10 protein-coding genes are annotated in these 12,656 nt (G+C 72.6%); 4 read left to right on the plus strand and 6 right to left on the minus strand.

From position 1 onward, the window contains the following. Positions 1–4: 4 nt before the first annotated feature. The gene (locus ACH414_RS26195; RefSeq protein WP_398943571.1) at positions 5–814 is read right to left on the minus strand and encodes a M15 family metallopeptidase; all 810 of its coding nucleotides are present in this window, start codon (positions 812–814) and stop codon (positions 5–7) included. A 67-nt stretch (positions 815–881) separates the two neighbouring features. Here ACH414_RS26195 and ACH414_RS26200 point away from each other — a divergent pair, with 67 nt between their 5' ends. Continuing rightward, complete coding sequence (locus ACH414_RS26200; protein ID WP_382548052.1) at positions 882–1,394, plus strand: NUDIX domain-containing protein; 513 nt, start codon at positions 882–884, stop codon at positions 1,392–1,394. Positions 1,395–1,590: 196 nt separating this feature from the next. On the opposite strand, the gene ACH414_RS26205 is transcribed toward ACH414_RS26200, so the two are convergent. Then, positions 1,591–3,939, minus strand: coding sequence for a glycoside hydrolase family 31 protein (locus ACH414_RS26205; protein ID WP_382548050.1), 2,349 nt, complete (start codon positions 3,937–3,939; stop codon positions 1,591–1,593). Between the two features lie 215 nt (positions 3,940–4,154). Between ACH414_RS26205 and ACH414_RS26210 the strand changes: the two genes are divergently transcribed. Beyond that, on the plus strand, positions 4,155–6,128 hold the full coding sequence (locus ACH414_RS26210) for an acetoacetate--CoA ligase (RefSeq protein ID WP_382548048.1): 1,974 nt from the start codon (positions 4,155–4,157) through the stop codon (positions 6,126–6,128). Positions 6,129–6,286: 158 nt separating this feature from the next. Here ACH414_RS26210 and ACH414_RS26215 read toward each other — a convergent pair whose 3' ends face one another. After that, the gene (locus ACH414_RS26215; RefSeq protein WP_391769989.1) at positions 6,287–7,606 is read right to left on the minus strand and encodes an aminotransferase class I/II-fold pyridoxal phosphate-dependent enzyme; all 1,320 of its coding nucleotides are present in this window, start codon (positions 7,604–7,606) and stop codon (positions 6,287–6,289) included. Positions 7,607–7,653: 47 nt separating this feature from the next. Between ACH414_RS26215 and ACH414_RS26220 the strand changes: the two genes are divergently transcribed. Further along, positions 7,654–8,937 carry an MFS transporter gene (locus ACH414_RS26220; RefSeq protein WP_398943548.1) on the plus strand — a complete coding sequence of 428 codons (1,284 nt, stop codon included), beginning with the start codon at positions 7,654–7,656 and terminating at the stop codon, positions 8,935–8,937. Between the two features lie 22 nt (positions 8,938–8,959). Further along, positions 8,960–9,850 carry a hypothetical protein gene (locus tag ACH414_RS26225; protein ID WP_382548042.1) on the plus strand — a complete coding sequence of 297 codons (891 nt, stop codon included), beginning with the start codon at positions 8,960–8,962 and terminating at the stop codon, positions 9,848–9,850. Between the two features lie 73 nt (positions 9,851–9,923). Here ACH414_RS26225 and ptsP read toward each other — a convergent pair whose 3' ends face one another. The 3 genes from ptsP to ACH414_RS26240 all read right to left on the minus strand — a co-directional run. Further along, entirely contained in the window at positions 9,924–11,594 is a 1,671-nt protein-coding gene (ptsP, locus tag ACH414_RS26230) for a phosphoenolpyruvate--protein phosphotransferase (RefSeq protein WP_382548040.1), read from the minus strand. 81 nt (positions 11,595–11,675) lie between these two features. Then, positions 11,676–12,125 carry a PTS glucose transporter subunit IIA gene (locus tag ACH414_RS26235; RefSeq protein WP_382548038.1) on the minus strand — a complete coding sequence of 150 codons (450 nt, stop codon included), beginning with the start codon at positions 12,123–12,125 and terminating at the stop codon, positions 11,676–11,678. Between the two features lie 237 nt (positions 12,126–12,362). Then, on the minus strand, positions 12,363–12,656 hold a 294-nt coding region (locus ACH414_RS26240), incomplete at its 5' end, for a hypothetical protein (RefSeq protein WP_398943551.1).

A 12,656-nucleotide genomic window follows, 5' to 3' on the forward strand; every position in this document is an offset into this window, starting at 1 on the left:
GACGTCAGTGCCCGGCCACCGACCTGCGCGCCACGGGGAAGTCGAAGAAGGTCGACGGGAACGGCTCCGGCTTGAACGTGAAGTGCCACCACTCCTCCGGCAGGTTCACGAAGCCCTGCTCGGCCAGCGCGTCCCTGAGAAGGTCCCGGTGGGTGCGCTGCGCCCCCGTGATCCGGGGATCGTCCGTGTGCGACAGCGTGTCGAAGCAGTCGAAGCCCGTCCCCATGTCCACGGAGTTGTCCGGGAACCGCTCCGCCTGCGGCCGGAAGCACTCCACCTGCGGCTCGCCCGGCACATACGGCCGGGTCGGCACGGCGGGCAGCCGCACGATCGTCAGATCCACCGTCGAGCCGCGGCTGTGCCCGGACTTCTCGGCGATGTAACCGTCCGCGAACAGCCGCGACTTGTCGACCAGCGGATAGAACTCCTTCTTCATCCGCTCGTCGTCCAGGTCCTTCGCCCAGCGCACGAAGTGGTCCACGGCCCGCTGCGGCCGGTAGCAGTCGTACACCTTCAGCGTGTAGCCGCGCGCGAGCAGCCGCGCCTGCGCCCGGTGCAGGGCCTCGGCCGCCGGCCGGGTCAGGATGCACACCGGCTGCCGGTAGCCGTCCACCCGCTCGCCCACGAAGTTGTGCTCCGTGGTGTAGCGCATCTCCTGCACGATCGTCGGGTCCACCCGGTCGAGCGCCACGAACTCCTTCGGCGCCTTCGGCTCCGGCGCCGCGCCGGCCGAGGGCACGGCCGCGGTGGCGGCGAGCAGACCGGCGGCGGCCAGCACACCGAGGGCACGGAAAGCGGAGGCAAGTCCTGTCAGTCGTGTCATGGCAACCGTCTACCAGTAACGCCAGCGCCGGGAAAGGGAGATCGCATACGGTCGCCCCGTGACCGACTCGACCGCGCACTCCCACTGCTCCACCTGCGGCACCCGCTACCCGGCCGGAGCCGCCTGGCCCCGCACCTGCCCAGCCTGCGCCACCACCGCCTACCGCAACCCGCTGCCCGTCGCCGTCGCCCTCCTGCCCGTGACCGACGCCCATGGCACCGGCCTCGTCGTCATCACCCGCACCATCGCCCCGCAGGCCGGCCGCGTCGCCCTGCCGGGCGGCTTCATCGACTTCGGCGAGGACTGGCAGCACGCCGTCGTCCGCGAACTGCGCGAGGAGACCGGCATCCCGGCCGCACCCACGGACGTGCGCCTCGCCGACGCCCTCAGCTCCCCGGCCGGCCACCTCCTCCTCTTCGGCCTCCTCCCACCCCGCCCGACCGAAGCCCTCCCGCCCTCGACCCCGACCGACGAGACCAGCGGACACCATGTGCTGCGCGGGGCGGAGGAGCTGGCGTTTCCGCTGCATACGGAGGCGGTGCGGCGGTTCTTCGCGGGGGCGTACGGGTAGGGCGTGACGTGGATCCGATCTCCGATATCCAGTAGCCGACATCCTGGATCCACTTGCGGGTCGGGGTGGGAATGCAGGGCGGGGGTGGGAATGCAGGGCGGGGGTGGGAATGCGGGCCGGGGGTGGGATTACAGGGCCGGGGTTGGATCCGATATCCAACGTCCAACATCCTGGATCCAACCGCCGCCCCCCTCGTTCAGAGCCCCCGCACCCGCACCGGCAGCCCCGCCTCCTCCACCCCCTCGTCCCGAACCCGCTCCACGACGACCCGCCCGTCCACCAGACGCGACTGGTACCGCTCGATCTCCGCGGGCTCCCAGCCGTCGCCGGTGTCCCGGACGACCAGACCGCCGCCCGTACGCCCGGGGGCGGGCGCCCAGGCCTCCAGCATCAGTTCGTCCCGCTCGTCACGGACGGGAATCACCGCGCCCGCGCGGGCCAGTACGGGGATCCGGGAGAGGGGCGCGTCGAGAAGGACCTGTCCCGGTCCGTCGTACGCCCGCTCCGTCGCCGTGTCGTACCAGCGCCCCCGCGGCAGCCGCACGGCCCGCCGGTCGGTGCCGCCGGACAGCACCGGGGCGACCAGCAGCGAGTCGCCCAGCAGGAAGGCGTCCTCGCAGTCCCGTAGCGCACGGTCCTGCGGCGTGCCCCACCACACGGGTCGCACATAGGGCGCCCCCGTCAGCCGCGCGAGCCGCGACAGGGTCACGAAGTACGGGCGCAGCCGCTCCCGTTCGGCGAGTGCCGTCCGCGCGTGCTCCAGGACCTCGGCGCCGAACTCCCACGGTTCGCGCCGCCCCGCGTCGATCGCCGCGTGGGTGCGGAACAGCGGCAGCCACGCCCCCAGCTGGTACCAGCGCAGGAACAGCTCGGGCGACGGGCTCCCGTCGAAACCGCCCACGTCGGGCCCCGAGTACGGCACCCCGCACAGTCCCAGGCCGAGCACCAGCGCCAGCGAGGCCCGCAGCCCGGGCCACCCCGTCGCGACGTCGCCCGACCACGTCCCGCCGTACCGCTGCATCCCCGCCCACCCCGAGCGCGAGAACAGGAAGGGCCGCTCCTCCGGCCGCAGCTGCCGCAGCCCCTCGTACCCCGCCCGGGCCATCGTGAGCCCGTACACGTTGTGCGCCTCGCGGTGGTCGCCGCCCCGCCCCTCCAGACAGTGCCGGGCCGAGCGGGGCAGCGTCGGGTCGCCGAACGGGGCGAACGACACCGGCTCGTTCATGTCGTGCCACACCCCGGAGAAGCCCTGCTTCAGCCGCTCCTCGTACAGCCCGCCCCACCACTTCCGCGTCTGCGGGTCGGTGAAGTCCGGATAGGCGCACTCTCCAGGCCAGACCACGCCCCGCACCTCCTCGCCCCGGTCGTCCCGCACGAACGCCCCGGCCGCCCGCCCGCCCTCGTACACCGTGCTGCCCGGCTCCGCCTTCACCGCCGGATCCACGATCGACACCAGCCGCACCCCGCGCTCCCGCAGCTCCTCCGCGAGCCCGGGCAGATCGGGAAACCGCTCCCGGTCCACCGTGAACACCCGGTGCCCGTCGTAGTGGTCGATGTCCAGGTGCAACACCGACAGCGGAAGCCCCCGGTCCCGGTAGCCGTCCACCACCCGCCGCACCTCCCGCTCGCTGCCGAAGCCCCAGCGGGCGTGCTGCGGCCCCAGCGCCCAGGACGGCGGCAGCGCCGGCGCCCCGGTCAGCGCCGTCCAGCCGTGCAGCACCCGCGCGGGAGTGCCGACGACCACCCAGCAGCGCAGCGGACCGCCCTCCATCCGCACCTCGCTGGTCCCCGCGCGGTCGTGCCCCGACCCGGCGCCCTCCTCGCCCTCCGCGAGCAGCACCCGCCCGTCCCACGTGTTGTCGTGGAAGGCCAGATGGGTCCCCGCGTCCGCGACCACCAGCTGCACCGGCATGGTGATGTAGAGCGGATCGTCACCGGGGGAGAAGCTCGCCGAGGGGTCGGTGTTCCACAGCCGGTACGCGCCGTCCCGCAGCCGGGGCCCCGCCGCACGCCCGCCGAGGCCGAAGAACCGGGCGTCCGCCGCCACCTCGCTGCGCTGCACCCACCGCGCCGTCCCGCCCCGCACCGGCTCCCACCAGCGCGGCGGCAGATCCCGGCGCAGCACGACCCCGCCCGGGGTGCGCACCTCCACAGCCCCGTGCCGGGACACCGCGACGGTCACCCGCTCCGACACCACCCGCCAGCCGCCCTCCGTGTCCGGCTCCAGGACGGCCCGCGGGTCCGGCTCGGGCGGCTCACCGGCCAGCGCGTACGAGGGCAGCGGCCCCGCCCCGTCCCAGCCCCAGAACACGGTGCCGCCCGCCGACACGGAGATCCGCAGCTCGGAGCGGGCGAAGCGGATGATCCCCCCACCCGGAAGCGGCTCCACCTCACCCATCGGGCCCGGCACCCGGGCCCGCTCCGCACCCCTCGGCGGCAGGGCCCGCGCGTCGGCACGGCGCTGCCGCCACGCCGACCGCGCCGCCCGCAGCCCCTGCACCGAACCCAGCGCCTTCACCGAGCGCACCAGCTCACGACCGTCCATGCCGCTCACCCTGCCACCCGGACAGCCGTGCACGAGCGGCGTTCAACTGCCGTTCACCCGTGGTGGGAGCACATATTCAGCTTCCGGACCATGGGCGGGGAACCCTGGTGCGATCGCCCCTCACATGGCATCGTCCCTGTCAGCCGTGTCTCGCGCACACCCCCGCGCGTGCGCGCGACACACGCAGACCCCGCGTACAGCCAGGGAGCCACAGCATGACATCAGCGCAGACCGAGCCGCTTTGGCAGCCTGACGAGGACCGCGTCGCCGCGGCCGCCGTCACCCGCTTCCAAGCCTGGGCGGCGGAGCGCCACGGCGCGCCCGCCGAGGGCGGCTACCCGGCCCTGCACCGCTGGTCCGTCGACGAGCTGGAGACCTTCTGGGCCGCCGTCGCCGAGTGGTTCGACCTCCGCTTCTCCACCCCGTACGAGCGTGTCCTCGGCAGCCGTGACATGCCCGGCGCCGACTGGTTCCCCGGGGCCACCCTCAACTACGCCGAGCACGCCCTGCGGGCCGCCGAGGAACGCCCCCACGACACCGCGCTCCTCCATGTCGACGAGACGCACGAACCGAAGCCGGTGAGCTGGGCCGAGCTGCGCCGCCAGGTCGGCTCCCTCGCCGCCGAGCTGCGCGGTCTCGGCGTCCGCCCCGGCGACCGGGTCAGCGGCTATCTGCCGAACATCCCCGAGGCCGTCGTCGCCCTGCTCGCGACCGCCGCCGTCGGCGCCGTCTGGACCTCGTGCGCCCCCGACTTCGGCGCCCGCAGCGTCTTGGACCGCTTCCAGCAGGTCGAGCCCGTGGTCCTGTTCACGGTCGACGGCTACCGCTACGGCGGCAAGGAGCACGACCGCCGCGACACCGTCGCCGAGCTGCGCGCCGAACTGCCCTCGCTCCGCGCGGTCGTCCACATCCCGCTGCTGGGCACCCCCGCCCCGGACGGCACCCTGACGTGGGCCGAGCTCACGGCCGCCGACACGGAGCCCGAGTTCGAGCAGGTCCCGTTCTCCCACCCGCTGTGGGTGCTGTACTCCTCGGGCACCACCGGCCTGCCCAAGGCGATCGTCCAGTCCCAGGGCGGCATCCTCGTCGAGCACGTCAAGCAGCTGGGCCTGCACTGCGACCTCGGCCCCGAGGACGTGTTCTTCTGGTACACCTCCACCGGCTGGATGATGTGGAACTTCCTCGTCTCCGGCCTGCTCACCGGTACCACCGTGGTCCTGTACGACGGGAGCCCCGGCTACCCGGACACCGCGGCCCAGTGGCGCGTCGCCGAGCGCACCGGCGCCACCCTGTACGGCACCTCCGCCGCGTACGTGATGGCCTGCGCGAAGGCCGACGTCCACCCCGGCCGCGACTTCGACCTCTCGCGGGTGAAGTGCGTCGCCACCACGGGCTCCCCGCTGCCCCCCGACGGCTTCCGCTGGCTCCACGACGAGGTCCGCGAGGACCTGTGGATCGCCTCCGTCAGCGGCGGCACCGACGTCTGCTCCTGTTTCGCCGGCGCCGTGCCGACCCTGCCCGTCCACATCGGCGAGCTCCAGGCCGCCGGTCTCGGCACCGACCTGCAGTCCTGGGACCCGTCGGGCAAGCCGCTCGTCGGCGAGGTCGGCGAGCTCGTCGTCGCCAATCCGATGCCGTCCATGCCGATCCGCTTCTGGAACGACCCCGACGGCAGCCGCTACCGCGACAGCTACTTCGAGATGTTCCCCGGTGTGTGGCGCCACGGCGACTGGATCACGATCACCGACCACGGCTCGGTCGTCATCCACGGCCGGTCCGACTCCACCCTGAACCGCCAGGGCGTCCGTATGGGCAGCGCCGATATCTACGAGGCCGTCGAACGCCTCCCGGAGATCCGCGAGTCCCTCGTCATCGGCCTCGAAGAGCCGGACGGCGGCTACTGGATGCCGCTCTTCGTCCACCTGGTGGAGGGCGCCGGCCTCGACGAGGACCTGATCGCCCGCATCAAGAGCACGATCCGCACCGAGCTCTCCCCGCGCCACGTCCCCGACGAGATCATCGAGGTCCCCGGCGTCCCGCACACCCTCACCGGCAAGCGGATCGAGGTCCCGGTCAAGCGCCTCCTCCAGGGCACTCCGATGGAGAAGGCCGTCAACGCCGGCTCGGTCGACAACCTCGACCTGCTCCGCTTCTACGAGCGGCTCGCGGCGGAACGGCGCTCGGCCTAGGGCCGCTTCCCGACGCCGGCGCGTGCGCGGAGCGCCGGCCCGGCTGCGGCGCGAACCGCCGCTCACCGTCCCCCGCCGGCCCGTCGGCGGGGGACGGGCGCGTCCCGGAGACGTCGAGCGAGTCCTGCACGGCCGCCCCGCGACCGGCCACGCACCGACTAACCGCCGTACGTCGCCTGCGCGTCACCGAGTACCGCCGCGAAGTCCGCGGCGAGCCGCGCCGCCTCCGCAGGGACGAGCGTCGACGTCGTGATCCGCACGGCGGTGGGCGCGCCGATCCGGAACCGCGCGCCCGCCGCCACCCACCAGCCGAGCGTCCGCAGCCCGTTCACCACCGCCGACTCGTCGCGCACCGGCACCCACACGTTCAGCCCGCTCCCGCCGACGGAGGGGATGCCGTACGAGCCGAGCGCGGCGATCAGGGCCTGCCGCCGTTCCGCGTACGCGAGCTCGCCGGCGGCCACGAGCCGGGTGACCGCCGGGTCGGAGAGCAGATCGACGACGGTCTCCTGCAGGACGTGGCTGACCCACCCGGACGTCATCACCATGCGCCCGTCGTGCCGCGCCAGGGTCACCGGATCACCGGCGACCGCCGCCCACCGCAGGTCGACCCCCAGCCGCTTGGAGACGGTGCGCACCTGGGCCCAACGGTCGAGCCCCGCGGCGCCCAGGGTCGGCCTCAGGGCGCCCGTGAAGCCGGCGTTGTAGTCGTCCTCCACGACCAGAACCTCGGGAAACTCCCGCAGCAGGGCCACCAGTTCGTCCCGCCGGGCCGAGGAGAAGGACGCCCCGGTGGGGCACTGGGCGTGCGGGGTGCAGACCACGGCCCGCACCCCGGCGCGCAGTGCCGCCCGCAGCCCTTCGGGGACGATCCCCTCGCGGTCCACGGACACCGGCACCATGCGCAGGCCCAAGGCCGGTACGAGGTCGAGGAGATGGTGGAAGCCGGGGTCCTCGACGGCGACGGCGTCCCCGGGGCGCAGTTCCACGGAGAGCAGTCGTGCGACGCAGTCGAGCGCCCCGTGTGCGAACGTGACCCGCTCCGCCGGCACGCCGTCCCGCGCGAACCAGGCACGCGTCAGCTCCTCTAGCGCCGCGAGCCGGGGCGCCGCGCGGTGCGAGCCGTACACGGGGCGCACCTCCGCGGGGGGCCGGAGCACCGGCAGGAAGGCGGGGTCCGGAAGACCCGAGGCCAGGTCGGTCACGCCGGGCGGCACCCGCGGCGGACGCCGCGAGGCAACGGAGGGCGCTTCCGCGACGACCGTGCCGCCCCGGCCCCGGGTGACCACGAGGCCGCGCTGTCTCAGCTCCTTGTACGCCGTCGCGACCGTGCCCGGACTGACCCCCAGCTCGTCGGCGAGACGCCGTACGGGAGGCAGCGCGTCGCCCGGCGCGAGCTCGCCCTCGGTGACACCGCGCTCGACGGACGCGGCAATCCCCTTGGCCGTCGTCCCACTGATCGAATATTGTGTTGCCACGTACTGAACTATGTATCAATACATAACTCGCGTCAAGGGGGAACCGAGTGAACCGCCCGACCTCGTGGCACCGCACCGCGCTCGACCGCATACCCGGAGGCCGCGACGGCCGCCTGATGCTCCTCGTCAGCATCATCGACAAGACCGGCACCGGCCTCTGGGCAGGCTGCACCGCCCTCTACTTCACCTACGTCTCCGGACTCGGCCTCGGCCAGGTCGGCCTCCTGATGACCGTCTCCGGCGGCGTCGGCATCGCCGGCGCCCCGCTCGCCGGCCGACTCGCCGACCGCTTCCCCCTCGTCCGCGTCATCGTCGGCTCCCAGCTCATGCGCGGCGCCGCCCTCCTCGCCCTCCTCACCACCGACAACTTCCTCCTCCTCACCCTCTACTCCGCCCTCGGCGCCCTCCCCGACCGCGCCGGCAGCGTCCTCATCAAGCTCTACGCCGCCCGCCTCGCCGGCCCCGACCGCGTCCGCTACCAGGCGATCCAGCGCACCACCGTCAACATCGGCTGGTCCATCGGCGGACTCGGCGCCGCCGCGGCCCTCGCCACCGGCAGCACCCGCGCCTACGGAGTCCTCCTCGTCGGCAACGTCCTCAGCTACCTCGTGATCGCGCTCCTCACCCTGCGCTGCGACGAGCCCCCGGCGCCCTCCCGCGTCGCCGCCACCTCCGCCGACACGCCGAAGCACAGGCCCGCCAGTCCCTGGCGCGACCGGACCTTCCTCGCCTACACGGCGACCGAAGCGGCCCTCTTCCTCGACGACACGATCCTCCAGGTCGCCGTCCCGCTCTGGATCGTCCACGCCACCCAGGCCCCCGTCGGCCTCGCCCCGCTGCTCCTGGTCCTCAACACCGTGCTCGTCGTCCTCTTCCAGGTCCCCCTCGCCCGCTTCGGCGCGACCACCCAGGCGGCCCGGCGCCTGATCCTCCCGCTCTCCGGCCTGTTCGTCGTCGGCACCCTCGCCCTCGCGGCCTCCGCGGCAGGCGGACGCACCCTCGCCATCACGGCCCTGTCCGTCGCGGTCATCGGCCTCACCTTCGCCGAGATCATCCACGCGACCGCGTCCTGGGAACTCTCCGTCGCCCTCGCACCCGCCGAGGCCCAGGGCGCCTACCTCGGCGTCCACGGACTCGCCCACTCCACCCAGCGCTTCGCCGGCCCCCTGCTCGTCACCGGCGTCATGTCCGTCGGCCCCCTCGCCTGGCCCCTCCTCGGAGCCGCCCTCGTCGCCGCCGGCGCGGCCCAGTACCGCGTGATCCGCGACCGCGTCAGCCCACCGACCCAGCCGTCACTGTCAGTGCCCACGGTTACGGTGAGTGAGCACTGATCGTCAGAGCCCAGGGGGAGACATGACCACCCGCCACACCGCGGCCGCCATGCGCCGCGCACTGCGCCGCGAAGTACCCAGCACCGTCGCCCTCCTCGCCGACGAGGAGGACTTCACCGCCATGCGGCGCTACGAGACCTTCGCCTTCGACGACCACGCCCGCTACCTCGCCCACGTCGAGGACCTCCTGCGCACCCTCGCCGCCGAGGGCGGCCACACCACCCTCGCCCTCTTCGACCCCGAGGAGTACGCGGAGTACTGCGCCGACACCGGCCTCGACCCCGACCACGCCAACAGCCGCAGCCGCTACACCGCCGAACGCGCCGCGACCGGCGCCCGCCTCACCTACACCGGACAACCCCTCGCCACCCTCCTCCCCGTCCTCGTCGACACCGCCGTCCGCCGGGCCACCTGGGAGTACGCGACGATGCTCCTCACCGACGCCGGCACCTGCGCCGACTGCGGCAAGGACATCGGCCACGCCTCCTTCGAGCGCGCCTCCCACCTCCTCCTACGCCTCCTCGACACGGCAGGACCCGGCACCCACCACCTCGTCTGCAGCGTCCCCGCCGGAGCCGAACAACTCCTGGCCGTCCTCCACACCACCCGGGACACCACCGGCCCCACCCGCCTCGACAGCTCCGAAGGCGCCGAGTTCGTCACCGTCCTCGCCACCGGCATCGCCCTCGGCACCCCCGGCGGAGTCGTGCTCCGCACCCAGACCCCCGACGCCCCCGCCCGCCTCCACGGCTGGCGCCTCCACCACGGCCGCCTCCACCCCCTCACCGAGGCCGAGGTCTTCGACGCCTACTGCACCGACGCCCGCACCGGCGAACCCATCTCTCCCGAACCCGACGTCGAATACCGAGCCGGATTCCCCCTCGCCCACGACGACGACACCCACCCCCACTGACGCCGAAGGGACTCCCCGCCACCTCAGTGACGGGAAGCCCCTCCGACAAACACCCACAGCCGTACGCCGGGGATCACTCCCCGGACAGCACCGCCTGCGCCGCCATCCGCGCGTCGTGCGCGGTGTCCGCGGCACGCGCCGCGGCAGCGGCACGCTCGCACTGCGCCAGCGTGTACTTCGCCAGCGTCGCCCGCACATACGGAATCGACGCCGCACCCATGGACAGGGAGGTCACCCCCAGACCCGTCAGCACACAGGCCAGCAGCGGATCCGAAGCGGCCTCGCCACAGACACCACAGCTCTTGCCCTCGGCCTTGGCCGCCTCGGCGGACAGCGCCACCAGGTCGAGCAGCGCGGGCTGCCACGGGTCCTGCAGCCGGGACACCGCACCGACCTGACGGTCGGCCGCGAAGGTGTACTGCGCCAGGTCGTTCGTACCCAGCGACAGGAACTCGACCTCCTGCAGGATCGAGCGCGCCCGCAGCGCGGCGGAGGGGATCTCCACCATCGCACCGAACTTCGCCCGCAGCCCCGCCTCACGGCACGCGTCGGCGAACGCCTTCGCATCCGTACGGTCGGCCACCATCGGCGCCATGACCTCCAGGTACACCGGCAGACCCTCGGCGGCCTTCGCCAGCGCCGTCAGCTGGGTCCTGAGCACCTCCGGGTGGTCCAGCAGCGTCCGCAGACCCCGCACACCCAGAGCGGGGTTGGGCTCGTCCGCCGGCGTCAGGAAGTCCAGCGGCTTGTCCGCACCCGCGTCCAGCACGCGCACGACCACACGGCCCTCGGGGAAGGCCTCGAGCACCTTGCGGTACGCCTCGATCTGCTTCTCCTCCGACGGCGCCTGCTTGCTGTCGTCCAGGAAGAGGAACTCCGTACGGAACAGACCGACGCCCTCGGCACCCGCCTCGACCGCCGCCGGCACGTCCGCCGGACCGCCCACGTTCGCGAGCAGCGGCACCTTGTGCCCGTCCGACGTCGCACCAGGACCACTGGAGGCGGAGAGAGCGGCCTTGCGCTCCTCGGCGGCCTTCGTCAGAGCCGCCTTCTTCTCCTCGCTCGGGTCCACGAAGATCTCGCCGGTGGAACCGTCCACCGCGATGACCGTGCCCTCGGCCAGCTCACCCGCACCCGGCAGCGCGACCACGGCCGGCACGCCCAGCGCCCGCGCGAGGATCGCGCTGTGGCTGGTCGGCCCGCCCTCCTCGGTCACGAAACCCAGGACGAGCGCCGGGTCGAGCAGCGCCGTGTCGGCGGGGGCAAGATCCCGCGCGATCAGCACATAGGGCTCGTCACTGTCCGGCACGCCCGGCATCGGCACACCCAGCAGGCGCGCCACGATCCGGTTCCGCACGTCGTCCAGGTCGGCCACGCGGCCGGCCATGTACTCACCGGCGCCCGCGAGCAGCTCCCGGTAGTGCGAGAACGCGTCATAGATTGCGCGCTCGGCCGTGCTGCCCACCACGATCCGGCGGTCGACGTCGGCGATGAGCTCCGGGTCCTGGGCGATCATCGCCTGGGCCTCCAGCACGGCCTGAGCCTCGCCACCCGCCAGATTGCCGCGTGCAATCAGGTCGGCAGCCACAGCCTCCACAGCCTGGCGGGCGCGCCCCTGTTCGCGCTCCGCCTCGTCGGCGGGAATCTGCTTGGCCGGCGGCTCCAGGACCGCCGTACCCATGTGCCGGACCTCGCCGATCGCCACTCCGTGGCTGACACCGACGCCTCGCAGCGTTGTCTCCATCTCACCCGTCTCCGATAAAGCGGCGGCCGGGCCGCCGCGTCGTTGAATGTCGCTAGCGCTCGTCGTGGGACGAGCCGGCGATCACTGCCAGCTGAAGAGCTCGTCGCCGGCCTTCACGTCGCCGTCCTCACGGAGGCCGGAGAGGGAGTCGGCGGTGGCTTCCAGCGCCACGATGGGACAGATGGGGGACTTGCCGTGGGCCTCGACCTCGGCGGGGTTCCAGCGGACGATGTCCTGCCCGCGGACGACCGTGTCGCCCTTGTTCACGAGGAGCTCGAAGCCCTCGCCGTTCAGCTGGACGGTGTCGATCCCGAGGTGCGTCAGCACCCCGTGGCCCTCGCCGTCGACGACGACGAACGCGTGCGGGTGGAGAGAGACGACGACGCCGTCGACGGGCGAGACGGCCACGGAGGGCTCACGCACGGGGTCGATGGCGGTGCCGGGACCGACCATCGCACCGGAGAAGACGGGGTCGGGTACTGCGGCGAGACCGATGGCGCGTCCAGCGAGTGGCGACGACACGGTTGTCATGGGAAGCCTCCCAGGGGCGGAGATTGTGTGGCGCCGTCACTACCTGTCCTGGACGGCGTACTGTTCAGAAGCGTAAGTCATAAGAAGTCCCGGTTCCGCACGAGACGTACCACTTGGCGGACCTAGGGACTACCGGCAACGATTTGCCTCTAGAGACGGTGGGATGTACTGTCGTACTCCTGCCTGACCCCAACGCGGCTTTGAGTCGTGGGTCGGCAGCACCTATCAAGCCAGATCCTAACCCCAGTGGTCTACACCTCTGCGTGCTCGCAGGGGGGTGGTCAGGGGGAGTGAAAAAGCCTGGTAGTGTTTGACCCCCGCCGGAAGGGCCGAAAAGCGAAAGCGAATTCGGACCGGAAAGCGCCGAGGAAATCGGGTCGGAAAGATCTGATAGAGTCGGAAACGAAGGAAGCGCCCGGAGGGCCTGGAAACAGGAACAAAGGAAGCGTCCGCACCTTGAGAACTCAACAGCGTGCCAAAAATCAACGCCAGATTAGTTGATACCCCGTCCATCTTCGGATGGTCGAGGTT

The sequence above is a fragment of the Streptomyces sp. NPDC020422 genome (assembly GCF_044386705.1).
In the GTDB taxonomy this organism is placed as follows: domain Bacteria; phylum Actinomycetota; class Actinomycetes; order Streptomycetales; family Streptomycetaceae; genus Streptomyces.